This window comes from Thioalkalivibrio sp. AKL12 (assembly GCF_000377925.1).
GTDB lineage: Bacteria > Pseudomonadota > Gammaproteobacteria > Ectothiorhodospirales > Ectothiorhodospiraceae > Thioalkalivibrio > Thioalkalivibrio versutus.
Genome location: NZ_KB898904.1, coordinates 1 through 24,325 on the forward strand (window position 1 = coordinate 1; position 24,325 = coordinate 24,325).

General features: G+C 66.8%; 21 protein-coding genes and 3 tRNA genes. 6 read left to right on the forward strand and 18 right to left on the reverse strand.

What is annotated here, in order from left to right; translation table 11 throughout:
* From D579_RS14280 to D579_RS0112015, 4 genes are all read right to left on the reverse strand, one after another.
* A partial coding sequence (locus D579_RS14280) for a GTP-binding protein (protein ID WP_018952150.1) occupies positions 1-239 on the reverse strand: 239 nt, incomplete at its 3' end.
* Positions 240-305: 66 nt separating this feature from the next.
* A tRNA-Thr gene (locus D579_RS0112005) sits at positions 306-381 on the reverse strand.
* 44 nt (positions 382-425) lie between these two features.
* Positions 426-499, reverse strand: a tRNA-Gly gene (locus D579_RS0112010).
* 57 nt (positions 500-556) lie between these two features.
* A tRNA-Tyr gene (locus D579_RS0112015) sits at positions 557-641 on the reverse strand.
* A gap of 218 nt (positions 642-859) precedes the next feature.
* On the opposite strand from D579_RS0112015, the gene pilB reads away from it, so the two are divergent.
* From pilB to zapD, 5 genes are all read left to right on the forward strand, one after another.
* On the forward strand, positions 860-2,578 hold the full coding sequence (pilB, locus tag D579_RS0112020; RefSeq protein WP_018952151.1) for a type IV-A pilus assembly ATPase PilB: 1,719 nt from the start codon (positions 860-862) through the stop codon (positions 2,576-2,578).
* A gap of 43 nt (positions 2,579-2,621) precedes the next feature.
* Entirely contained in the window at positions 2,622-3,833 is a 1,212-nt protein-coding gene (locus D579_RS0112025) for a type II secretion system F family protein (RefSeq protein WP_018144450.1), read from the forward strand.
* Between the two features lie 287 nt (positions 3,834-4,120).
* Entirely contained in the window at positions 4,121-4,984 is an 864-nt protein-coding gene (locus D579_RS0112030) for an A24 family peptidase (RefSeq protein WP_018952152.1), read from the forward strand.
* A gap of 9 nt (positions 4,985-4,993) precedes the next feature.
* Entirely contained in the window at positions 4,994-5,638 is a 645-nt protein-coding gene (gene coaE / locus D579_RS0112035; protein WP_018939033.1) for a dephospho-CoA kinase, read from the forward strand.
* 59 nt (positions 5,639-5,697) lie between these two features.
* Positions 5,698-6,468 carry a cell division protein ZapD gene (gene zapD / locus D579_RS0112040; protein WP_018939032.1) on the forward strand — a complete coding sequence of 257 codons (771 nt, stop codon included), beginning with the start codon at positions 5,698-5,700 and terminating at the stop codon, positions 6,466-6,468.
* Between the two features lie 32 nt (positions 6,469-6,500).
* Here the strand turns inward: zapD and D579_RS0112045 are convergent, their stop codons facing one another.
* From D579_RS0112045 to D579_RS0112060, 4 genes are all read right to left on the reverse strand, one after another.
* A complete protein-coding gene (locus tag D579_RS0112045) occupies positions 6,501-7,475 on the reverse strand; it encodes a Nudix family hydrolase (RefSeq protein ID WP_018952153.1) in 975 nt (324 codons plus the stop codon).
* Positions 7,456-8,667, reverse strand: coding sequence for a bifunctional glutamate N-acetyltransferase/amino-acid acetyltransferase ArgJ (gene argJ / locus D579_RS0112050; protein ID WP_018952154.1), 1,212 nt, complete (start codon positions 8,665-8,667; stop codon positions 7,456-7,458). Before argJ ends, D579_RS0112045 begins: the two co-directional genes overlap by 20 nt.
* A gap of 15 nt (positions 8,668-8,682) precedes the next feature.
* Entirely contained in the window at positions 8,683-11,481 is a 2,799-nt protein-coding gene (gene secA / locus D579_RS0112055; protein WP_018168220.1) for a preprotein translocase subunit SecA, read from the reverse strand.
* A gap of 119 nt (positions 11,482-11,600) precedes the next feature.
* Entirely contained in the window at positions 11,601-12,491 is an 891-nt protein-coding gene (locus D579_RS0112060; RefSeq protein ID WP_018952155.1) for a M23 family metallopeptidase, read from the reverse strand.
* Between the two features lie 45 nt (positions 12,492-12,536).
* Here D579_RS0112060 and D579_RS0112065 point away from each other — a divergent pair, with 45 nt between their 5' ends.
* The gene (locus tag D579_RS0112065; protein WP_018952156.1) at positions 12,537-12,974 is read left to right on the forward strand and encodes a DciA family protein; all 438 of its coding nucleotides are present in this window, start codon (positions 12,537-12,539) and stop codon (positions 12,972-12,974) included.
* A 36-nt stretch (positions 12,975-13,010) separates the two neighbouring features.
* Here the strand turns inward: D579_RS0112065 and lpxC are convergent, their stop codons facing one another.
* From lpxC to murD, 10 genes are all read right to left on the reverse strand, one after another.
* Positions 13,011-13,931, reverse strand: coding sequence for a UDP-3-O-acyl-N-acetylglucosamine deacetylase (gene lpxC / locus D579_RS0112070; protein WP_231362625.1), 921 nt, complete (start codon positions 13,929-13,931; stop codon positions 13,011-13,013).
* A 124-nt stretch (positions 13,932-14,055) separates the two neighbouring features.
* A complete protein-coding gene (gene ftsZ, locus D579_RS0112075) occupies positions 14,056-15,213 on the reverse strand; it encodes a cell division protein FtsZ (protein ID WP_018144460.1) in 1,158 nt (385 codons plus the stop codon).
* A 100-nt stretch (positions 15,214-15,313) separates the two neighbouring features.
* Positions 15,314-16,549: a cell division protein FtsA gene (gene ftsA, locus D579_RS0112080; protein ID WP_018168223.1), complete on the reverse strand. Its 1,236-nt coding sequence runs from the start codon at positions 16,547-16,549 to the stop codon at positions 15,314-15,316.
* Between the two features lie 23 nt (positions 16,550-16,572).
* Complete coding sequence (locus tag D579_RS0112085) at positions 16,573-17,295, reverse strand: cell division protein FtsQ/DivIB (RefSeq protein ID WP_018168224.1); 723 nt, start codon at positions 17,293-17,295, stop codon at positions 16,573-16,575.
* Positions 17,296-17,360: 65 nt separating this feature from the next.
* On the reverse strand, positions 17,361-18,299 hold the full coding sequence (locus tag D579_RS0112090; protein WP_018168225.1) for a D-alanine--D-alanine ligase: 939 nt from the start codon (positions 18,297-18,299) through the stop codon (positions 17,361-17,363).
* Positions 18,296-19,258, reverse strand: coding sequence for a UDP-N-acetylmuramate dehydrogenase (murB, locus tag D579_RS0112095; RefSeq protein WP_018952157.1), 963 nt, complete (start codon positions 19,256-19,258; stop codon positions 18,296-18,298). Before murB ends, D579_RS0112090 begins: the two co-directional genes overlap by 4 nt.
* The gene (gene murC / locus D579_RS0112100; RefSeq protein ID WP_018952158.1) at positions 19,255-20,685 is read right to left on the reverse strand and encodes a UDP-N-acetylmuramate--L-alanine ligase; all 1,431 of its coding nucleotides are present in this window, start codon (positions 20,683-20,685) and stop codon (positions 19,255-19,257) included. The genes murB and murC overlap by 4 nt, the downstream gene beginning before the upstream one ends.
* Positions 20,682-21,776, reverse strand: a complete 1,095-nt coding sequence (gene murG, locus D579_RS0112105; protein ID WP_026289521.1) for an undecaprenyldiphospho-muramoylpentapeptide beta-N-acetylglucosaminyltransferase — start codon at positions 21,774-21,776, stop codon at positions 20,682-20,684. The genes murC and murG overlap by 4 nt, the downstream gene beginning before the upstream one ends.
* On the reverse strand, positions 21,773-22,978 hold the full coding sequence (gene ftsW / locus D579_RS0112110; protein WP_018952160.1) for a putative lipid II flippase FtsW: 1,206 nt from the start codon (positions 22,976-22,978) through the stop codon (positions 21,773-21,775). Before ftsW ends, murG begins: the two co-directional genes overlap by 4 nt.
* Entirely contained in the window at positions 22,975-24,324 is a 1,350-nt protein-coding gene (murD, locus tag D579_RS0112115; protein ID WP_018952161.1) for a UDP-N-acetylmuramoyl-L-alanine--D-glutamate ligase, read from the reverse strand. Before murD ends, ftsW begins: the two co-directional genes overlap by 4 nt.
* Between the last annotated feature and the right edge of the window lies 1 nt (position 24,325).

Below are 24,325 nucleotides of genomic sequence, written 5' to 3' on the forward strand. Positions count from 1 at the left end.
ACGTGCGCATAGTGACGAAGGTCGGATTCGTACTCGACGTGCGCGGTCGCAATCGTAATACCGCGCGCCTTCTCTTCCGGCGCGTTGTCGATCTGGTCAAATGCACGGGCTTCACTACCGTACTTCTTCCCCAACACCGCCGTCATCGCCGCCGTCAGCGTCGTTTTCCCATGGTCCACATGACCAATCGTACCCACATTCACATGCGGCTTCTTACGCTCGAACTTTTCCTTGGACATCTCTCGCTTCCCCGGATCGTGACGCTAAAACTCAACAGCGACGCAGGTTGTACGCTGACATTAATATGGAGCTCATGACCGGATTCGAACCGGTGACCTCTTCCTTACCAAGGAAGTGCTCTACCGACTGAGCTACATGAGCCGAACTACCGCCAGGGCCTCGCCCGACATCTTGCGGGCCAAATCTGGAGCGGGTGATGGGGATCGAACCCACATCATCAGCTTGGAAGGCTGAGGTTCTACCATTGAACTACACCCGCAGAACCCTGGCTTGCCGCACCACCGTCCGCTTCTGGCCGCTGGCTTGAAAAACCCGATGGTGGAGGGAGGAGGATTCGAACCTCCGAAGGCTGAGCCAGCAGATTTACAGTCTGCCCCCGTTGACCGCTTGGGTATCCCTCCTCGATCAAGCCGCGTATTCTGAACCAGCGCGAAGCACAGCGTCAAGCACCCGCTGAATTACCCCTCGAGGGGGCGAACCACAGCCTTGTCATTTGCAGGGTTGATTCCTATGATCGGAGCTCAGCAAGGGGCTCTCGGCTGCCTGGCAGCGCGTTTCCCTTCCGCCGCGGACGCACGTAGAGTGTGGCCCATCACTAGGTTTGTATACGCAGAGGCCCATGGCGAATACCACTACGGCACCGCGGCTACCCGGGCTGGCGAAGCGCCTGGTCGAGGCCGGCCTGATCGCGGAGGACATCGCCTCCCAGCTGGTCGAGGAAGCCCAGTCTCAGCAGACGCCGCTGATGACCCTGCTTGCCAGCAAGGGCCAGGTGGCGGAAGCCCGCCTGGTCGAGGCCGCCGCCGAGGAGTTCGGGCTCCCGGTATTCGACCTGGGGAGCTTCGATGCGGAACTGCTGCCCAAGGATCACCTCAACGAGAAGCTGATCCAGAAGCACCATGCCCTGCCACTGATGGCACGCGGCAATCGCCTCTACATCGGCGTCTCCGACCCGACCAACCTCGGCGCCACCGACGAGTTCAAGTTCGCCACCGGCATGCCCGTCGAGGCCGTCCTGGTCGAGCCACACAAGCTCGACCGCCTGATCGACACGGCACTGAGTGCCGCCTCGTCGCTGATGGACGACCTTGGCGACGACGGCCTCGACGGGCTGGCCATCGAATCCGGCGGGGAGGATGACAAGGATTCCTCCGACACCGCCGAGGGCGCGGATGACGCCCCGGTGGTGCGTTTCGTCAACAAGGTCCTGATGGACGCCATCAATCGCAAGGCGTCGGATATCCACCTCGAGCCCTTCGAGAAGGACTTCCGCGTGCGCTTCCGCATTGACGGGGTGCTGCACGAGGTCGCCCACCCACCCAATGCCCTTGCGCCGCGCATCACTGCGCGCGTCAAGGTGATGTCGCGCATGGACATCGCCGAACGCCGCGTGCCGCAGGACGGGCGCATCAAGCTTAAACTGTCGCGTACACGCGCGATCGATTTTCGTGTCTCGTCCCTGCCGACGCTTTACGGCGAGAAGATCGTGATGCGTATCCTCGATCCCAGCAGCGCGGCGATGGGCATCGACCAGCTGGGGTACGAGGAACATCAGAAGGAAGCCTACCTCAAGGCGCTCAGCCGCCCGTACGGCATGATCCTGGTCACGGGCCCCACCGGGTCGGGGAAGACCGTGTCGCTGTACACCGGGCTCGGCATCCTGAACACCGCCGACCGCAACATCTCCACTGCGGAAGACCCGTCGGAAATCAACATGCCCGGGGTCAACCAGGTCAACATCAACCCGAAGGTGGGTCTGACCTTTGCCAGCGCGCTGCGCGCGTTCCTGCGCCAGGACCCGGACGTGATCATGGTCGGGGAAATCCGAGACCTGGAAACCGCCGAGATCTCCATCAAGGCGGCCCAGACCGGTCACCTTGTGCTTTCCACGCTGCATACCAACGACGCCCCGCAGACGCTCACCCGGCTGGCCAACATGGGCGTCCCACCGTACAACATCGCCTCCTCGATCCTGCTGATCATTGCCCAGCGGCTGGCGCGGCGGTTGTGCCCGAACTGCAAGGAACCGGAAAAGCTCCCGGAAGAGGCGCTGCGCAAGGAAGGCTTTACCGACGCCGACATCCAGACCGGTGTGGTCTCCTATCGCGCGGTGGGCTGCGACCAATGCACCAACGGCTACAAGGGCCGGCTGGGGATCTACCAGGTCATGCCCATCAGCGACGACATGCAGCGCGGCATCCTGGAGGGCTACAACTCCATGCAGCTCGCAGAACAAGCAGAAAAGGAAGGCATCGAGGACCTGCGACGTGCCGGCCTCGTGAAAGTAATGGCGGGGCTGACCAGCCTCGAAGAAGTCAATCGCGTGACCAAGGACTAGTGCCGCAACCGGCACGGGTCACCAGCTACAGGGGGACAGGGGGATGGCCGACTCCGGGACGATCTACACCTGGGAAGGACTGAACAAGAACGGCGCCCGGATCAAGGGCGAGACTCCGGCCGACAACGAGGCCACGGCCCGTGCCGAGCTGCGCAAGAACGGCATCAACGTCATCAAGATCCGCAAGAAGCCAAAGTCGCTTCTCTCCGGTGGAAAAAAGAAGGTCGTCCCCGCGGACATCGCCTACTTCCTGCGCCAGATGACCACGATGCTGGAGTCCGGCGTGCCCCTGGTGCAGGCCTTCGAGATCGTCGGCCGCGGGAACGAGAAGCCCGCGATGCGCGATCTGGTCCTGAAACTGAAGGCAGACGTCGAGGGCGGCGAGACGTTTGCCCAGGCCCTGTCCAAGCACCCAAGACATTTCGACGACCTGGTCACCAATCTGGTCGAGGCCGGCGAGCAGGCGGGGACACTCGAGACCCTGCTGGACAAGGTCGCCACCTACAAGGAAAAGACCGAGGCCCTGAAGGGCAAGATCAAGAAGGCCCTGTTCTATCCGGCCGCAGTGGTTGTGGTCGCCATCGTGGTGACCGCGATCCTGCTGATCTACGTGGTCCCGCAGTTCGAGGCCCTGTTTACCGGGTTCGGTGCCGACCTCCCGGTATTCACCCGCATGGTGGTCGACCTCTCGGAGTTCACCCAGAGCTGGTGGTGGGCCATCCTCGGGGTCATGGTCGCCATCGGATTCGTCTTCGTTCAGGCCCGGCGGCGGCTGCCACGCTTCGCCCGTTTCCTCGACATCATGGTCCTCAAGGCCCCGGCTTTCGGCCCGATCCTGCGCAAGGCCGCCATCGCCCGCTTTGCGCGAACGCTGTCGACCATGTTCTCCGCCGGGGTCCCGCTGGTGGATGCCCTGACCTCGGTCTCCGGCGCCACCGGCAACGCCGTCTACCGAGAAGCCACCCTGCGCATGCGCGACGAGACCGAGGCCGGCGGCCAATTGCAGTGGTCCATGCGCAATACCGCCGTGTTCCCCAACATGGTGGTGCAGATGGTCGCGATTGGCGAGGAATCCGGCTCGCTGGATTCAATGCTGTCGAAAGTCGCGGATTTCTACGAGGAAGAGGTCGACAACGCCGTGGACAGCCTGTCCAGCCTGCTGGAACCGCTGATCATGGTGGTCCTCGGCGTGCTGGTCGGCGGCCTGGTCATCGCCATGTACCTGCCCATCTTCCAGATGGGTCAGGTGATCTAAGGGAGACACTGATCAATGTACACCCTCGCGTTGGCACCCCAGGTTTTCCGAGACAAGGCGCGTCGTGCAGCGGGTAGGGGTCCTACCCGCAAGCGGCGCAACGCAGGATCGGGGAACCTGGGGCGCCAACCCCACAAGCTATTGAATGTAGGGGCTCGGCCGCTTTTGCGCGGGAACGGCGTTGCGGCTCCCTTGTGCAGAAGACTGCACGGCGGTCGCCGCGCCTTGTTCGCACGCAAAAGCGACTCGAGCGCGAGCGTGTACATTAATCAGTGTCTCCCTCAGGGATGCTGACCGAGATCGGAGCCCAACTGGGCGGCTGGGCACTGCCGGTTGCCGGGGTGTTCGGGCTGCTGATCGGCAGCTTCCTGAACGTGGTGATCGCGCGCCTCCCGGTGATGCTGGAACGCGAGTGGGAGACCGAGGCGCGCGCGATCCTCGAGCACGCGCCGAACGACGAGCGCGAGCACTTCGACCTGATCCGCCCGCGCTCGCGCTGCCCGCAATGCCAGCGCCCGATCCGGGCGCTCGAAAACGTGCCCATTCTCAGCTTCCTGTTCCTGCGCGGTCGCTGCCCCGGGTGTGGCACCCGCATCAGCTGGCAGTATCCCGCAGTGGAGGCACTCACCGCGCTGCTCTTCGTGGTAACGGTCTGGCACCTGGGGCCCGGTAGCGCCGGGCTGCTGGCGCTGGTCTTCACGGCCGTACTGATCGCCGCCTCCGGGATCGATGCCCGGACGACGCTACTCCCCGATCAGCTCACCCTGCCGCTTTTGTGGCTCGGGCTGCTGGTCAACATCCCCGGTACCTTCACCGACCTGCAGTCCGCCGTGATCGGTGCTGCGGCCGGTTACCTGACCTTGTGGCTGATCTTCCACGGCTTCCGCCTGCTGACCGGCAAGGAAGGCATGGGCTTCGGTGACTTCAAACTGCTGGCGGCGCTGGGCGCGTGGCTCGGCTGGCAGGCGCTGCCGGTCATCCTGCTTCTGGCCTCACTGGTCGGCGCGGTGGTCGGGATCGCGCTGATCCTGCTGCGCGGGCGCGACCGCAACATCCCGATCCCGTTCGGACCCTATCTCGCCGCTGCCGGGTGGCTCGCCTTGATCTGGGGCGACGAGCTGCTGGCCCTCTATTTCCCGCAAGGGTTTTAGGCGAACGTCATGCTGCGGGTCGGACTCACCGGGGGGATCGGCTGCGGCAAGAGTCGCGTTGCAGGGCTCTTCGCCAGCCTCGGGGCACCGGTACTGGATGCCGACACCCTGAACCGCGAACTCCAGACGCCGGGACACGATCTCTACGCGGCCATCGTGGACCGCTTTGGCCCCGGCATACTCGATGCCCGCGGCCACCTGGACCGCGGCGCCTTGCGCAGCCGGATCTTTGCCGACCCGGCCGAACGCCAGGCCCTGGAGGCACTGGTTCACCCGGCGGTGGAGGCCGCTATCGAACAACGCCTCGCCGCGCTACCAGAGACCACACCCTATGCCGTGATCGTGGTACCCCTGCTGTTCGAGGCCGGGTGGGAGGCGCGTTTCGATCACGTCGTCGTGGTCCATTGCGAGCCCGGCGAACAGATCGCACGCGTAACCCAGCGGGATGGCCGCAGCAGCGCCGAGGTAGAGGCCATCCTCGAGGTCCAGATGAACCCCGCCGAGCGCCGCCGACGCGGGGACAGCGAGATCCTCAATACCGAACAGACGTCGGATGCCGAACTGGCGAACCAGGTAGCAGAACGCGACACTGCCCTGCGCGAGCTGGCCACCACCATCCGCTCGCGGGTGGAAAACCGCCCCCCGAATAGCTGATACTGCGGAAGTTCCTGGACCAGCATGCGCCTCCAGTCCTCCTGCCCAACGGGTCCGTCGTGAGCCAATCCCTGACCTTTGAACAACCGCTGCATGAACGTGTACGCCTCCTGCTGCGGCTGGAGGCCCTGAACGCACGCTTCGGGGATGCACTGGAGTCCGGGCGGGCCTTCGATCATCACGAGGCCCTGGTCTCGCTGGTGGACATCTATGCCTTGGTCACCCGGGTAGACATCAAGCGCGAGCTGATGGGCGAGATCGAGCGCCAGACGGTCAACCTGACCCGACTGGCCAACCAGCCGGGCATCGATGCCGATCGCTTTCGCGAGACCATGGATGCACAGAAGCGGTTGCACGACGCCCTGGAGGAACAGGCCGGCGCGCTCGATCACCGCGTGCGCGGCAGCGAGTTTTTCTCCAGCGTGCGCCAGCGCATGGCCCTGCCCGGCGGGGCCTTCGACTTCGACCTGCCGATCTACCACTACTGGCTGGCCCAGCCGAATCAGGCGCGTACCGAGCTTCTTCTGGAATGGTTCCAACCGCTGAACACCGTGGCCGAGGCAACCGCCCAGGTGCTGCGCTACATGCGCCACTCGGGCAACGCGGAGCCGGTGACGGCCGAGGACGGGTACTTCGAGCGCAATCTCGATACCGCCCACGCGTGGCAACTGATCCGGGTAACGGTAGACCCCGCGCTGGGGGTCTACCCGGAAATCAGCGGCGGGCGCCAGCGCTTTACTGTGCGCTTCTTCGCCCCCGGCGATTTCCGCGAACGCCCCGTACCGGCCCATGTCGACGTTCCGTTCCGGCTCTGCTGCTGCGCGATCTGATGCAGGGCCCTGGGCGCCTGGAAGGCCCGGATTCAGTCCAGCAAGCCCCGAATGGCCGCAATACCCTGCGCACCGGCCGCCCGCGCCCGGGGCAGGCTGACGACAGACATCCCGCCGAGCGCATAGACCGGCAGCGCCGCACCCCGCACCCAGTCCGCGAAACGCCCCCAGCCCAGCGCCTCGGCACCGGGGTGCGTTGCGGTCGCCTGCACCGGCCCCAGCACCACGAAATCCAGCCCCAGGGCCGCCGCCCGCTCGAGACCGGCACGGTCGTGAACCGAGGCGGCCACCCAGCCACCGGACGCCGGACGCGCATCCAGCTCGCGCCAACGCCGCTCGGGCAGATGCAACCCCACCCGCGGAAAATCCGCCAGCCAATCCGGTGGCGCATTCGCCAGGACCGGGATGCCCAGGGCATCGGCGGGCCCTGTGATCGCCGCGAGAAAGTCGCAATAATCGACCCGGCCCAAGTCCTGCGCACGCACCTGAACCATGTCAGCCTGGCCCGCACGCAGGGCCTGGGTTACTTGGCCGGCGATGGCAGCGGCCTGCGCGGCGTCGTCCGGTGACGGTGTGATCAGATAACGCTCGGGCAGGCGCAAGACGTTGAGCATCGGGCGATTCGCCGCCGGGAAATCCGCGGGGTCCAGGTCCAGCGGGGCACGCCACTCCATAGGCTGGGCCTCGCGGCCACGGGGCGCACCCGACCAGGCCGTCACGCGGAACACATGCAGACGAACCGCGCACTCCCCATAGTCGTGTTCGACCGTCAGACACTGAACCGCCGAATCGACGCCGACGCCAAGCTCCTCGTCGAGTTCACGCTGCAGAGCCACCGTGGGGGATTCGCCGCTCTCGACCTTGCCCCCGGGAAACTCCCACAGCCCGGCCAGGTGTTGCGCGTCCCTGCGACGCGTAACCAGCACGCGACCCTGGTTGTCGCGGATCAGTCCGATCGCGACCTCGACCGGAGGGGAAGACGCCGGCTCAGGACCGGTATTCGGCATTGATGCGCACGTACTCGTGGGAGAAGTCGCAGGTGTACTTGCGCGTCCGTGCGTCACCCCGGCCCAGGTCGATCCGGATGTGGATCTCCTCGGCGTCGAAGGCACGCTGGCCGTCGGCCTCGGCGTATTCCGGGGCACGCCCGCCGTCGCGGACAATCTCGACGTCATTCACACGGATCGCCACGCGCTCGATCACCAGATCCGGCACCCCGGCGCGCCCCACGGCCGCGAGGATGCGGCCCCAATTGGGGTCGGAGGCGAACAGCGCAGTCTTGACCAGCGGGGACAGCGCGACGGTCTCGGCGACCTGCGCCGCCTCCTCACGCGACCGCGCACCCACCACCTCGACGGTCACGAACTTGGTGGCACCCTCGCCATCCCGGACGATCGCCTGGGCCAGCTCCAGGCAGACCGCGTCCAGAGCCGCGGCAAAGGCGACCCGATCGTCCGCTGTGACGAGCCCCGCCCCACTCGCGCCACTGGCCATCACCACCACGGCGTCGTTTGTGGAGGTATCCCCGTCCACGGTGATCGCGTTGAAGCTGTCGCGATTGGCCTCGCGCAGCAGACCGTCCAGCGCCCGCGCCTCGATGGCAAGGTCGGTCCCGATAAACGCCAGCATGGTCGCCATATCGGGGTGGATCATCCCCGAACCTTTGGCGATACCGGTCAGGGTCACCTCGCCCTGCGACAGTGCGACCCGACGGCTGACACCCTTGAGCACGGTGTCAGTGGTCATGATCGCGCGTCCCGCCTGCATCCAGGCATTGGGCGCCAGGCCCGCGTGCAGCACGGGCAGCGCCGCGATGATGCGTTCCACCGGCAGCGGCTCGCCAATCACCCCGGTGGAAAATGGCAGGACTGCCTCCGCCGGGTCGCCCGTAACCGCGGCCAGGGCCTCGCAGCAAGCGCGCGCGGCGGCGAGCCCCGGCTCGCCGGTCCCGGCATTGGCATTACCGGCGTTGATCAGCAGCCAGCGTGCCCCGCCCGCTGCCTGGTGCTCCGCGGCAACCACGACCGGCGCGGCGCGAAAGGCATTGTTGGTATAAAGCGCCGCAACGGTCGCGTCGGGGCCGGCATCGATCAACACCAGATCGTCGCGCCCGGGATAGCGAATCCCTGCCGCGACCGCGGCCACGCGAATCCCCGGTACCGGTTGCAGTGCCTCCGGGGCGTTCAATCCTACGGCCATGGGCTCAGTGTCTCCCTACAGCTTGCCGTGGCAATGCTTGAATTTCTTGCCCGAACCACACCAGCAGGGCTCGTTGCGGCCCAGCTTGGGCTCGTCGCGTCGGTAGGGGGCCTCGCCGCTCGCAACCGGTTCGCGCGGCTCGGCGTCACCTTCGGCTCCAGCCTTCAGGGGGCTGTCGGGGTTCTGGTGCTGGAACTGCAGATCGTCCTCGGCGGGGGCCGCCTTCTTCGGCTGCAATGCCTCGACCTCCTCCGGTGAGCGCAATTGCATGCGCAGCAGGAACTTCACCACGTCGTGCTTGATGCGTTCCAGCAGGGACTGGAACATCGCGAAGGCTTCCTTCTTGTACTCCTGCTTCGGGTTGCGCTGGGCGTAGCCACGCAACCCAATACCCTGGCGCAGGTAGTCCATCGCCGCCAGGTGTTCCTTCCACTGGCTGTCCAGGACCTGCAGCATCACGTCGCGCTGCAGGCGGTTCATGGTCTCGTCACCCAGCTGCTCGCGCTTCCGGGTCAGCAGCGCGCGGGCATGCCCGATGATCCGCTCGCGCAACGGCTCCTCGTGCAGGTCGTCCTCGTCGTCCAGCCACTGCTGGACCGGAAGGTCGAGCCCGAACTCGCCGTTCAGGGCCTGCTGCAGGCCCTGGATGTCCCATTCGTCCTCGATCGATCCCGGCGGCATGTACGGGTTGATCAGGGCGTTGACCACATCCTCCACCAAGGTGTCGATGGTTTCGCTGATGTCCTCGGTGGTCAGCAATTCAGCACGCTGGTCGTAGATCACCCGGCGCTGATCATTGGCGACGTCGTCGTATTCCAGCAGCTGCTTGCGGATATCGAAGTTGTGCGCCTCGACCTTGCGCTGCGCGTTCTCGATGGCGCGCGAGACCCAGGCGTTCTCGATCGCCTCGCCCTCCTTCATGCCCAGACGCTGCATCAGGCTGCGCACACGCTCGGATGCAAACACCCGCATCAGGTTGTCTTCCAGCGACAGGAAGAAGCGGCTGGAGCCCGCGTCACCCTGGCGGCCGGAGCGCCCGCGCAACTGGTTGTCGATCCGTCGCGACTCATGGCGTTCGGAGCCAATGATGTGCAGACCACCGGCCTCGATCACCGTGTCATGACGGGCCTGCCAGTCGGCCCGGATTGCCTCCTGTTGGGCGCTGTCGTCCGGGTCGACTTCGGCCAGTTCGGCATCCAGCGCCCCCCCCAGCACGATATCGGTACCACGCCCGGCCATGTTGGTTGCCAGCGTCACCGCCTTCGGGCGACCCGCCTGGGCGATGATCGCGGCCTCGCGCTCGTGCTGCTTGGCGTTCAGCACCTCGAACGAGATCCCGGTCTTCTTCAGCGCTTCAGCCAGCCGCTCGGAACTCTCCACCGAGGCCGTCCCCACCAGGACCGGTTGACCGCGATCCACGCACCACTGGATCTCCTTGATGATGGCGGTGTACTTCTCCTCCTGGGTCAGGAAGACCAGGTCCTGCATGTCGTCGCGCACCAGCGGCTTGTTGCCGGGGATCACGACCACTTCCAGGCCATAGATGGTCTGGAACTCGTAGGCCTCGGTATCGGCCGTACCGGTCATGCCTGCGAGCTTCTCGTACAGGCGGAAATAGTTCTGGAAGGTGATCGACGCCAGCGTCTGGTTCTCGCGCTGGATCGGAACCCCTTCCTTGGCCTCGATCGCCTGGTGCAGTCCCTCCGACCAGCGCCGGCCACCCATGATGCGGCCGGTAAACTCGTCGATGATCTGGACCTTGTTGTCGCGCACCAGGTAGTCGACATCGCGGTGGAACAGCGCGTGGGCACGCAGGGCCGCATTCAGGTGATGCAGTACCGCGATGCTCGCAGAGTCGTACAGGGTCTGGTACTCCTCCAGCAAGCCGGCCTGGCGCAGGAGTTCCTCGGCCTTCTCGTGACCCTCCTCGCTGAGGAAGACCTGCTTGGCCTTCTCGTCGACGAAGTAGTCACCCTCGCTCTCTTCGTCTTCCTGACGGGTCAGCTGGGCCGGGATGGTGTTCAGCCGCTCGTAGAGCTCGGAGCTGTCGCCGCTGGGGCCGGAGATGATCAGCGGGGTCCGCGCCTCGTCGATGAGGATGGAGTCGACCTCGTCGACCACCGCAAAGTTGAGTGCGCGCTGCACGCGCTGATCGGCCGAGAAGGCCATGTTGTCGCGCAGATAGTCGAAGCCGAACTCGTTGTTCGTGCCATAGGTAATATCGGCGGCATAGGCCTCGCGCCGGGTCGCCGGACGCATCTGATCGAACCCGCCTTCTTCTGCGTGGTACTCCGGGTCAAAGAGATAGGAGGCGGAATCCACCCCCAGACCGCCGGAGCTATTCACCACGCCGACCGTCAGACCCAGTGCGTCGTACAGCCGCCCCATCCAGGCCGCATCGCGGCGGGCCAGGTAGTCGTTCACCGTCACCACATGCACGCCGTCGCCGGTCAATGCATTGAGATAGGCGGGCAGGGTCGCGACCAGGGTCTTGCCCTCACCCGTGCGCATCTCGGCGATGCGACCGTCGTTGAGAACCATACCGCCGATCAACTGGACGTCGAAGTGGCGCAGCCCCAGGACCTGGGCACTCATCGCGCGACAGACCGCGAAGGCCTCCGGCAGGAGCTTCTCCAGATTCTCGCCCTCGCCCAGGCGGCGCTGGAATTCCTGTGTCTTGTGACGCAGCTCGTCCTGCGACAACGCCTCGGTGGAGTCGGCCAGGGCATTGATGCGCTCGACCGCGCGGGTGTAGCGCTTGAGGATGCGATCGTTGCGACTACCGAAAATCTTCTGTACGAGCTGCTTGACCATGGGGATCCGAAAGGGTTGGCTGAAACCCGGCTAGGATAAACGATCCGTCAGGGAAACGCTGTGGCCAAGAGACGCGCAGCCGGTCATGCCCCTGCGGGGCCGAGAAGGACCGCGGAGGGTCAGTCCCGATCCTGGAGAAAATGATAGGGATTCAGGGCCTGGCCGGCGTCGACCACCTCGTAGTGCAGGTGGGTATCGGTCGCGCGACCGGTGCGCCCCATCTTCGCGATCACCTCGCCAGCCTCCACGCGCTGCCCGGGCTCGACCAGGATTTCCGCGTTGTGTGCGTAGCGCGTATTCAAGCCGCCGCCGTGCGCGATCTCGACGAGCTTGCCGTAGCTGCTCCGGCGGCCCGCGAATACGACCAGACCACCGCCCGCGGCGCGGATGTCCGAGCCTGGCCGCCCGGCAAAATCCATCCCCGAGTGGAAGCGGCGGTTCCCGGTGAACGGGTCTTCGCGATAACCAAACGCCGAGCTAATCCAGGCGTCATCCTCCACCGGGCGAAACTGCGGGGACAGCGCCTCGCGAGCCGCCTCCTGGCGTAGCTCGGAACCTACCGTCTCTACGGCGGCACTGCGACGACCCAGAAGGTGTTCCAGCGCCAGCAAGCGGTCATGGATCTCCAGCGGAGAACCCGGTCCGTCCAGCAGCGGGCCGCCCTGGCCGCCAACTTCCGGCTCCAGTGCGGCCACGTCCAGCCCCAGGGAGTCGCCAACCGAGCGGAGGCGCAGATCCACCCGCGTCAGCTGGCGTTCCAGCGCGACCACACGGTCAACCAGGTAGTTCAAACCTTCACGTGCTGCCTCGCGTTCGGCCGTCTCCACCACGATCGGATCCAGCGTGTTTGCGACCGGGATCCTGACCACCTCGCGCTGGCTTTGCCCCGCCACGTAGGCGGTCACAACCGCCGCCACCACCAGCAGCGCGAGCAGGGTGCCCGCCAGCGCCACGCCCCACAACGGAAGACGTGCACAAAGACCATCCGGACGTAGTACGATCAGCTGCATGCGATTCCTCTCACTCCTTCCGCCGCGGACTGCCGGAGTCCCTCGATGACGCCGCAGCGGATTACCCGCTTCATCGCCCGCGACTTTTCCGCGCACTCCAGCCGCGACCGCGGCGTGGAACGCGCCCTCGAGGGACTGGTCGGCAACGCCCTGCAGGCTGGCCGACTGGCGTTCACCCTGCGCGAGGACACCCTGGTCGCAATCTGCGCGAACCGCGGGCTGGCCACCGAACTGCGCTTCCAGCAGCGCGAACTGCTCAAGACCTTGCGTGCCGCGGGCTTCGAGGGCATCGAACAGATACGTATCCGGCTGACCAACACCCCACGCCCCCCCCAGCCCACCAGGCGACTGGAGCGCCGCGAGATCCCGGATGCGGCCCGCCGCATCCTGGCCGATACCGCCAGCAGCATCCAGGACCCCGGGCTGGCCGGCGCCCTCGAACGCCTCGCCCGGGCGGCCAGGCCGTCACCGAAGCGCGACTGACCTACCTCACCCTGGAACATGTGTTCCAGGGTGAGGTCAGCCCGCTGGAGTCGGTGCCAGCTGACCGAAGGAGATCGGCAGGCGTTCGCTCGGGTCCTCGAAGGTCACCTTCTCCCAGGCGGTCTCGTCGGCCAGGAGCTGACGGATCAGCTGGTTGTTCAGCGCATGCCCGGACTTGTGGCCAGTGAACGCACCGATCAGGCTGTGACCGAGCAGGTACAGGTCCCCGACGACGTCGAGGATCTTGTGCTTGACCAGTTCGTTGTCGTAACGCAGCCCGTTTTCGTTGAGGATCTTGTAGTCATCGAGGACCACGGCGTTGTCCAGGCTGCCGCCCAGCGCCAGCTGATTCGCCCGCAGGGCCTCGATGTCGCGCATGAACCCGAAGGTCCGGGCACGCGAGACCTCCTTCACAAAGGAGGTGGACGAGAAGTCCAGCTCTGCGCGCTGGCTTCCGTCGGTAAACATCGGGTGTTCGAAATCGATACAGAAACCGACCTTGAACCCCTCGTAAGGATCAAAGCGCACCCACTTGTCGTCCTCGCGGACTTCCACGCTGCGCTTGACCCGAATGAATTCCTTGGGCGCGTCCTGCTCCTTCAGCCCGGCGGACTGCAGCAGAAACACGAAGGGACCGGCACTGCCGTCCATGATGGGCACCTCGGCGGCGCTCACATCGACATGCAGGTTGTCGATTCCCAATCCGGCAATGGCCGAGAGCAAATGCTCCACGGTCGAAACCCGGACGTCTCCATTGACCAGCGTGGTGGACAGCCGCGTGTCGCCGACATTGTCGGCACAGGCGCGAATCTCCACGGACGGATCAAGATCGCAGCGATGGAACACAATCCCGGTATTCACCGGAGCCGGACGCAGGGTCAGCACCACCTTTTCTCCGGTATGCAGTCCCACTCCGGTCGCCCGAATGCTGTTCTTGAGCGTTCTTTGCCTGATCAACGAATTGAGCCTCTCTCTTCCAGGAGAGCGCATAAGGGGAGCCCGGGCCCTCCCGGGCTCCTCATGCACACAACGATTACCGCATTATTGCAGGATTCCGCTCGCCCTGCATGTACAGCCGTTCTCAGTCGGCTTGTTTACGCAGGAAGGCCGGAATATCCAGCACATCAATGCCTTGCTGCTGATTGTAGTCGACCGCAAGGTTGTCACCGCCGCGCCGCTTGACGGTCGGCTGGTCGAGGTCGACTTCGACATCGGAGCCGACGGCCCTCTTCGGCTGGGCATCGACCACTCGCACCTGCGGCCGTTCGGACTGCGTCGCTGGCGCGCCAAGCCCCGTGGCCACCAAGGTCACCCGCAGCTCGTCGGTCATCTCGGGGTCGATGACCGTCCCAACCACGACATTGGCATCTTCCGAGGCCAGGGCCTTCACCGCCTCGCCGACTTCCTCGAACTCGCCGATCCCGACATCCATGCCACCGGTCACGTTCACCAGGATGCCACGCGCACCGGAGATATCGATGTCCTCCAGCAAGGGGCTGGCGATCGCCGCTTCGGCGGCCTCGCGCGCACGATCCTCGCCGGTGCCGGTGCCGGTGCCCATCATCGCCATGCCCATCTCGCGCATCACGTTGCGCACGTCGGCAAAGTCGACGTTGATCAGACCCGGACGGGTGATCAGCTCGGCGATGCCCTGCACCGCGCCGAACAGCACGTCGTTGGCAGCCTTGAAGGCATCCAGCAGCGTGGTGTTCTTGCCCAGCACCGTCAGCAGCTTCTCGTTGGGGATGGTGATCAGGGAATCGACCTGTTCGGTCAGCGCCTTGATCCCGGACATCGCGACCTGCATGCGGCGCTTGCCCTCGAACGGGAACGGCTTGGTGACCACCGCGACCGTCAGGATATTCATCTCCTTGGCGATCTGCGCCACCACCGGGGCGGCACCGGTACCCGTACCACCGCCCATGCCGGCGGTGATGAAGACCATGTCGGCGCCCTGCAACAGATCCTGGATGCGTTCACGGTCCTCCAGTGCAGCCTCGCGACCGACCGACGGATCCGCCCCGGCCCCCAGGCCCTTGGTGATGTCGCCGCCCAATTGCAGCAGCGTCTTGGAATCCAGGCTCTTCAAAGCCTGGGCATCGGTGTTGGCACAGATGAAATCGACGCCTTCCAGCTGCGAGTTGACCATGTGCTGCACGGCATTGCCGCCGCCGCCCCCAACGCCGACGACCTTGATCGTCGCGTTCTGGCTATAGGTGTCCATCAGTTCGAACGTCATGATTGCGTCCTCTCGTTGCGTGTGTAGTACATAAACTTCTGTTTACCTGCGTCATGGCCGGAGAGCGGTCCGGCCTCCTAAAATTCCGGGGCCCCGATCATCAGAACTGTCCGGAAAACCAGCGCTTCATGCGCGCCCATACGCCCTGGAACCCGCTGCTCACGGGCCGGGCCTCCTGCTCCGCACGCGACTCGCGGGCGTAGAGCAACAGCCCCACCCCCGTCGCGTGGATCGGATTCTTCACAACATCCAGGAGCCCGGTGACGCGTTGCGGCACCCCCAGGCGTACGGGCATGTGAAAGACCTCTTCGGCGAGGTCCACCACACCTTCCATTCGGGACGAGCCACCGGTGAGCACCACTCCGGCGGCAATCATTTCTTCGGTGCCGCTGCGGCGCAGTTCCGCTTGCACCAGCTGCAACAATTCCTCGTAGCGCGGCTCGACCACGGAGGCGAGCGTCTGGCGCGACAGTCGGCGCGCGGCCCGATCGCCGACACCGGGCACCTCGATGCTCTCGCTCGGATCGGCCAGCGAGCGCAGCGCGCAGGCGTACTTGATCTTGAGTTCTTCGGCGTACTGGGTCGGGGTGCGTAGCGCGACCGCGATGTCGTTGGTGACCTGATCGCCGGCGATCGGGATGACTGCGGTGTGCATGATCGCGCCGTGGGCGAACACCGCGATGTCCGTGGTGCCACCGCCGACGTCCACTAGGCACACACCCAGGTCCTTCTCGTCCTCGCTCAGGACCGAGTAACTGGAGGCGAGCTGCTCGAGGATGATGTCGTCCACCCGCAGCCCGCAGCGTTCCACACACTTGACGATGTTCTGCGCGGCGGAGACCGCCCCGGTGACCAGGTGCACCTTGGCCTCCAGCCGCACCCCGGACATGCCGATCGGCTCGCGGATGCCCTCCTGCTCGTCGATGATGTATTCCTGCGGCAGCACGTGGAGGATGCGCTGGTCGGCCGGGATGGCGATGGCGCGCGCGGCGTCGATCACCCGGTCCACGTCGCCGGCGACCACCTCGCCGTCCTTGATCGCGACCACCCCGGTGGAGTTGTAGCTCTTGATGTGCGAGCCGGCGATCCCGGTATAGACCGAGTGGATCTCGCAACCGGCCATCAGCTCGGCCTCCTCCACCGCGCGCTGGATCGACTGGACGGTGGACTCGATGTTCACGACCACGCCCTTCTTCAACCCGCGCGAGGGCGAGGAACCGATGCCGATGATCTCGATCTCGCCTTCCTCGGTCAGCTCCCCGACCACCGCCTCGATCTTCGAGGTGCCGACGTCCAGGCCGACGATCAGACCGGGTTCCGACTTCTTTGCCATCATCTTTCTGCGTCCTGTCGTTCGTGTCATCGGGCGTTCCCCGCACCGTCTTCCGCCGCATCCGCCCAGGCCACGGCCAGCCCGTGGGGGTAACGCAGGTCGATCCGTTCCACCGGGGCCTCGCGATAGTCGCGAATCGCCGGGGCCGCGCGGACCAGTTGCCCCAGTCGTGCAAGATCGGCATCGCGCCCCATCAGCACGCGTACGCCGTCCGCCAGGTGGATGGTCCAGTCGTGGCGTTCGCCCTCTTCGAGACCGGCGACCTCGAGCCCGGCATCGGCCAGGCGTGCGGAGACCTCCAGGTAGCGATGCATCAGCACCACCTGCCGCCCGTCGGTCCCGGCGAGTGCCGGCAGGCCCTCCCAATCATCCAGCGCCACCGGGCCAAACAGGCGCCCGTGGCGATCGACCAGATGGTCCTCGCCCCACTGCGCCACCGGCACCGGCTCGTGAATCTCCACCACCAGGGTGTCCGGCCACTGACGCCGCAGGCGCACCGCGTCCACCCACGGCTGGCCCTCAAGCGCAACGCGCAGGCGCTCGAGCTCGACACCGATGAAGCCCGGCGCATGGGTCCGGACCATCTCGTGCACCGCGGCGACATCCGCATGCTGCGGATTGCCGGTCACCTCGACATGCTCGATCGGCAACCAGGCATCCGGGTCGAACTGCAACCAGGCCAGCGCGCCCAGCACCAGCACCGCGGCCAGCCCCATGCCCGACATCAGGCGCAGCCCCGGGCCGGCCATCCGGCGCAACGGCGACGGTCCCCGCGCCTGCGGGCGGCGCGCGGGTCGCGTTGTGCGGCGTGCGTTCAACGCAGTCCTCCACACTCAAAACTGGAATCGAGGATGCGCAGGCACAGCTCGTCGAAGTCGATGCCCGCCTGCGCGGCAGCCTTGGGCACCAGCGAGTGGTCGGTCATGCCCGGGATCGTGTTCACCTCGATCAGGAAGTTCTCGCCATGTTCGTCCTGCAGGATGTCCACTCGTCCCCAGCCGCAACCCTCCAGCGTCGCGAAGGCGGCGATGGCCATGGACTGCAACTCCAGCAACGCGCTGGAATCCAGCGGCGGCGGGCAGATGTAGCCGGTATCGTCGGCCTCGTACTTGGCGTGGTAATCGTAGAAACCGCCCGGGGTGCGGATCTCCACCACCGGCAACGGCTCGTTGCCGAGGATCGCGACGGTGTACTCGCGTCCGCTGATCCACTGCTCCGCGAACACCTGCCCCGGCTGCAGCCGCGCGGCCTCGAAGGCGGCCGGCAGATCGGCCACCCGATCCACCCGTGTGATCCCCAGGCTGGAGCCGCCGCGCGCGGGCTTCACGATCAATGGCAGGCCCAGTGCATCGGCCACCGCGTCGGGGTCGAACCCCGGCGTGAGCAGACGATAGGGGGCGCTCGGCAGATTGCTCCCCGCCCACAGCCGCTTGCAGGCCAGCTTGTCCATGCCCAATGCGGAACCGAGCACGCCGGTCCCGGTGTAAGGCATGCCCGCCATGTCCAGACAGCCCTGCAGGGTCCCGTCCTCGCCGCACTCCCCGTGGAGCACGATGAAGACGCGGTCGAAGTTCTCCAGGGCCAGGCAGCGCGCCGTCTCGCGGGTCAGGTCCAGGGGATGGGCATCGACACCCTGGCGCTGCAGTGCCGCCAGCACCGCCTGACCACTGTGCAGCGAGACTTCGCGCTCGCCAGACCAGCCACCCATCAGGACCGCGACACGGCCATAATCTTGTGCACTTCGCTTGCTCATGCCGTTCCCTCGCTTGCCTCGTGCGTAGCCCCTGGCCGACCCAGGACCCGGACCTCGGGCTCCAGGTGCACCCCGAACTGCCGCTGCACCTCGTCCTGGGCATGACGCAGCAACCATTCGATATCGGCGGCGCGCGCGCTGCCGTCGTGGGTGATGAAATTCGCGTGCTTGGGGGAGATCTCCGCCGCCCCGTGGCGCAGTCCCTTCAGACCGGCGGCCTCGACCAGGCGCGCGGCGTGATCGCCCTCCGGGTTGCGGAACACCGACCCGCAGGATGGCAACCCCAACGGCTGCTTCGCGGATCGTTCGCGCAGCAACTCGCGGATGCGCCGGGTCCCGACGTCAGGGTCACCCGCGGCCAGCTGCAACACGCAGCCGGTGAACCACTCCGCCTCGGGGCCGTGGACACTGCGGTAGCCGATCGTGTAGTCCGCGGGGGTGCGGGTATGCAGTTCGCCGCGCGCATCCACCGTGGAGACCGCCTCCACCAGGGGCCAGATCTCGCCACCCCAGGCGCCGGCGTTCATCCGCAGCGCGCCGCCCACAGTCCCGGGGATGCCGGCCAGGAACTCGGCCCCGACCAGCCCCTCGCGGGCCCCGAAACGCGCGGCCTGGGCGCAGGCCAGCCCGGCCCCAAGCAGCAGGCGATCGCCGTCCAGGCGCCGGCGTTCGTTCAGCACTCCGGAAAGATGCACGACCAGGCCGTCCAGCCCGCCGTCACGAATCAGGACGTTGCTGCCCAGGCCGAGGAAGGTCACGGGCATCTGCGGCGCGTGGGTCGCGTGATCGCGCAGGGCAGCGACCAGGTCGTCAAGGTCCGCCGGCTGGAACAGCCAGTCGGCCGGGCCGCCTGCGCGCCAGGAGGTCAGCCCGGCCAGCGGAACCTGCGCCTGCAACCGGCCACGCGTGGCCTGCGCGAACGGAGTCATCGACGAGTCCACAGCGCGGGCGGCCATCATGATTCCTCCTCGCCGGCGGTCCCCAGCTGCTGCGGGAGCAGCCCGGCCAGACGGCCAATATCGCCGGCACCCTGGGCGAGCACGACATCGTCCGGCCGCAGCATCCCCGCGAGCACACCGATCACATCCTCTGCGCGCTCGACAAACACCGGCTCCACCCGCCCGCGCAGACGAATGGCGCGCGCCAGGCTGCGGCCATCGGCGCTGGGGATCGGGTCCTCCCCGGCGGCATACACCTCGAGCAGGATCAGGACGTCGGTCTCGGACAGGGCCTCGGCGAAGTCCTCGAACAGATCACGCGTGCGGGTATAACGATGCGGCTGGAAGATGGTGATCCGGCGGCGGCCCGGCCAGGCATCGCGCGCGGCCGCCTGAGTGGCAGCAATCTCGCGCGGGTGATGGCCATAGTCGTCGACCAGGGTCAGGGCCCCCTGTGCGGTCCGCAGCTCCTGCACCTGGAAGCGCCGCCCAATACCCTGGAAGCGCGCCAACGCGGCCTGGATCGCCTCGGGGGCGACCTCCAGCTCGTGCGCGACAGCCGCCGCCGCCAGGGCATTGAGCACGTTGTGGCGCCCGGGCAGGTTCAGCGTCACCGGGAACGCAGCCTGACCGGGCAACGCGAGGTCGAAGTACATGCGCACGCCTTCCTGGCGCACATTCAGGGCGCGCACGTCGGCGTCCTGTTCGATGCCGTAGGTCAGGCGCGGGCGCTCCAGTTCCGGGTACAGATCACGCACCTGCGGGTCGTCGGCGCACAGCACGGCAATGCCGTAGAACGGCAGGTGGTGGAGGAATTCCAGGAAGGTCGCCCGCAGCTGGCCAAAGTCGTTGCCATAGGTCCCCAGGTGATCGGCATCGATATTGGTCACGATGCTGATCATCGGCTGCAGATGCAGGAAGGACGCGTCACTCTCGTCGGCCTCGGCCACCAGATAGTCCCCGGCGCCGAGATTCGAGTGGCTCGCCGTGCTGTTCAGGCGTCCGCCAATCACAAACGTCGGGTCCATCCCGGCCTCCGCCAGCACACTGGCGACCAGGCTGGTGGTCGTGGTCTTGCCATGGGTCCCGGCGACCGCGATGCCATAGCGAAAGCGCATCAGTTCGGCCAGCATCTCGGCGCGGCGCACGATCGGGATGCCGCGCCGACGCGCCTCCTGGACCTCGGGGTTGCTCGGATTGATCGCACTGGAAACCACCAGCACGTCGGCAGCGGCCACGTTCGATTCGGTATGGGCCGCCACCACCGGGATACCCATGCCCTTCAGGCGTTCGACCATCGCCGACTGCCCGAGATCGGATCCGGAGACCTGATATCCCAGTTGATGCAGGACCTCGGCGATCCCGCTCATGCCGGACCCCCCGATCCCCACACAATGGATCCGGCGGATACGACGCATCGCATGGCGTGGCAGGCGCGGGGCATTCATGACGATCCCTCCCGGCGGGCGCCCGCCATTTCCATGCAGGCATCGGCCAGGTGCCGTGCGGTGTCGGGGCGGGCCTGTGCGCGGGCCAGCAAGGCACGCGCACGCAGGGCCTCGCGGTCCAGCGGGGCGACCAGCTCGTAGACCCGCTGAGCGTCCAGCTCGGCATCCGCGACCCGCCAGGCGGCACCGGATTGCACCAGGGCCTCGGCATTCGCGGTCTGATGATCGTCCACCGCATGTGGATAGGGCACGAAGATCGCCGGCACGCCGGCCGCGGCCACCTCGGCCACGGTGAGCGCCCCGGCGCGGCAGATCACCAGGTCCGCCCAGGCATAGGCCGCGGCCATGTCTTCGATAAAGGCGCTGATCTCCGCCTCCAGACCTGCCTCCGCATAGGCGGCCTGGGCCTCGTCGAGGGTGCGCTCGCCCGCCTGGTGACGGATGTTCAGCGGCTGCTCCACGGCCACGCGCGCCAGTCCCGCGGGCAGCGTGCGATTGAGCGAACGGGCGCCCAGGCTGCCGCCCAGGACGAGGAGGTTCAGGGCGCCCTCGCGCTCGTCGAAACGCGCCTCCGGCGCCGGAAGTTCCGCAATCGCGGCGCGCACCGGGTTGCCCACCACCGTGACCGCCACCCGCTCGGGGAAACTGTGCTCGAAGCCGGCGTAGACCCGGTCCGCCACCTTCGCCAGCCAGCGATTGGTGAGACCGGCCACGGCGTTCTGTTCGTGGATTGCCAGCGGCCGGCCCATGGCGGCCGCCATTAGTCCCCCGGGGCCGGCGGCAAACCCACCAAAGCCAATCACGGCGTCCGGGCGCAGACGCGTCATCAGACCCAGGGCGGCCCACAGCGAAATGCCGAGCCGCCAGGGTGCGAGTGCCAGCCCGACCAGGCCCTTGCCGCGGATGCCGGCGATTGGAAGCGTATGCAGTTCGATCCCGACCGCCGGCACCAGCCGCGATTCCACGCCGCGGGCCGTGCCCAGCCAGCGCACCTCGGCACCGCGTTCCCGCAGCAGGGTGGCCACTGCCAGGCCCGGGAACACATGGCCCCCGGTGCCGCCGGCCATAATCAGGATGCGCGGGGCCCTCATGCGGCACCCCCACGCCGGCGGCGCGCCGGGGGTGCGGCGCGCGGGGCCGGCACCTGGGCCTCGCGGTACACGCGCATCACCAGGCCGATAGCCGCCAGCGAGACGATCAGCGAACTGCCGCCGTAACTGAGAAACGGCAGGGTCAGGCCCTTGGTCGGAAGCAGCCCCATGTTCACCGCGAGGTTCAGGAACGCCTGCAGGCCCATCCAGATGGCCACGCCAAAGGCCAGATGCGAGCCGAAGGCATGCCCTGCGCGCTCGGCGTACAAACCGATCTGGATGCAGCGCCAGACCAGGACTCCGAACAGCGCGATGAGGGCCACCACACCGACGAAGCCGAACTCCTCGGCAAACACCGCGAACAGGAAGTCGTTGTGCGCCTCGGGCAGGTAAAAGAGCTTCTGCACACTGTTGCCGAGCCCGGCCCCGAACCAGCCGCCGGAGCCGATCGCGATCAGCGACTGGGTCAGTTGGAAACCGGTGGCAAACGGATCCTGCCAGGGATCGAGGAACGCCGTCAGGCGCGCCACGCGGTATGGCGCCGCGACCGCGACGACCGCCATCCCCGCCGCGATGGTGCCCGCCAGCGCGGCGAACTGCCAAAGCTTCGCACCGGCCAGGAACAGCATGCCCATGCCAATCGCCAGCATGATCGCGGCGCCGCCGAAGTCCGGCTGCAGCAACAGCAGGATGGTGCCCACCCCAAGCACGATCAGCGGGCGGATAAAACCGAGGAAGTGCAGGCGGAGCGTCGAATAGTGACGCACGATGTAACCGGCGAGGTACATCACCACCAGCAGCTTCACCAGCTCGGCGACCTGCAGGTTGAACATCCCCAGCGGGATCCAGCGGGTCGCGCCGTTGACCGTGCGCCCGACACCCGGGATCAGCACTGCGATCAGCAACGCCATCACCAGGATCAGCAGCCACGGCCCGGCGCGTTCCCAGCGCGCCAGCGGGACCACCCAGAGGAAGGTCGCCACCGCAAGCCCGATGGCGGCGAAAATGACCTGGCGCTGGAAGAAGTGCCAGGTGTTGCCGAAATAACGTTCGCCCAGCCCCATGGAGGCGGACGCGACCATCACCAGGCCGATCCCCAGCAGGATCGCCGCGACGGCGAGCAGGGGCAGGTCCACATGGTCGCGCAGGCCGGCGACGAGGCCGCGATCCGGGAGTCCGAGGCGGGTGCTGGAGATACTCATGCTGCCAGTTCCCGCACCGCGTGCGCGAAGTCGTCGCCGCGCGCCTGATAATTCGGGTACATGTCCAGGCTGGCGCAACCGGGCGACAGCAGGACGGTATCCCCGGGTTCCGCCCAGGCAGCGGCCTGCGCAACCGCGGCGGCCATATCGTCCACGCGCTGGACCGGAACCACGGAGGCCAGGGCCCGGGCGATCATTGGCGCGTCCTCGCCGAGCAGCACCACACCACGGACCTTGCCCGGGACGTAATCGGCCAGCGGCGTAAAGTCCTGCCCCTTGCCCTGCCCGCCCGCGATCAGCACCAGCGGCCCGGGCGTACCACGCAGGGCCGCCAGGGTCGCGCCGACATTGGTGCCCTTGGAGTCATTGATGTAGGCGACACCGCCCACTTCGGCAATCCACTGCGAGCGATGCGGCAGACCGGCGAACTCGGCCAGGGCCGCCATGGCGCGTGCGCGCGGCTCGCCCGCCTCCAGCCACGGCCAGACAAGGGCAAGCGCGGCCAGGGCGTTGGCCCAGTTGTGCTGTCCACGCAGACGCAGATGGCCGGTCGAGAGAAGGACCTGGTCACCGCGCACCAGGTCCGGAGCATCCGCGCTGGACGGGCGCACTCCGAAATCGTCCGCGCCGACCGGCGCATCGAGACCGAAGGAGATCACCTTCAGACCCGGCGGCAGGGTGATCTCGCGCAGCCAGGCGTCCTCGCGGTTCAGCACACCACGCTCGGCGCGATCCAGGATGCGGGCCTTGGCACGCACATACGCATCCAGATCGGCGTAGCGATCCAGGTGATCAGGCGAGATATTCAGGATGGCGGCGGCCGCTGGCGCCAACATGTCGCTGCGCTCCAGCTGGAAACTGGACAGCTCCAGCACGTACAGGTCCGGGGCCTGCTCCAGCAGGTCCAGCGCCGGGGTGCCGTAGTTACCACCCACCGCCACCCGCAGGCCGGCGGCGCGCAGCAACTCGCCGACCAGCGCGGTCACCGTGCTCTTGCCGTTGGAGCCGGTAATCGCGATGACTGGGGCGCCCGCCTGCTCGGCGAACAGGTCGATGTCTCCGGTCAGGCGGGCACCGGCGGCACGCGCCCGTTGCAGGACCGGGTGCTCCAGTGCGACCCCGGGCGAGACGATGATGCGGGCAAAGCCCGCGGCGTCCAGTCGATCCAGCGGCCCGACCCAGGCATCGGCCAGCCAGGCCTTGGCACCCTCGGTCTCCAGCGCGGCCGGCGCCACGCGGGTATCGGTGATCGCGAACGGCTCACCCTGCGCGCGCAGGAAGCGGGCAACCGACACGCCGGTCGCCCCCAGGCCCACGATCAGGTTGTTGTCGCCGGTTCGCGTCATG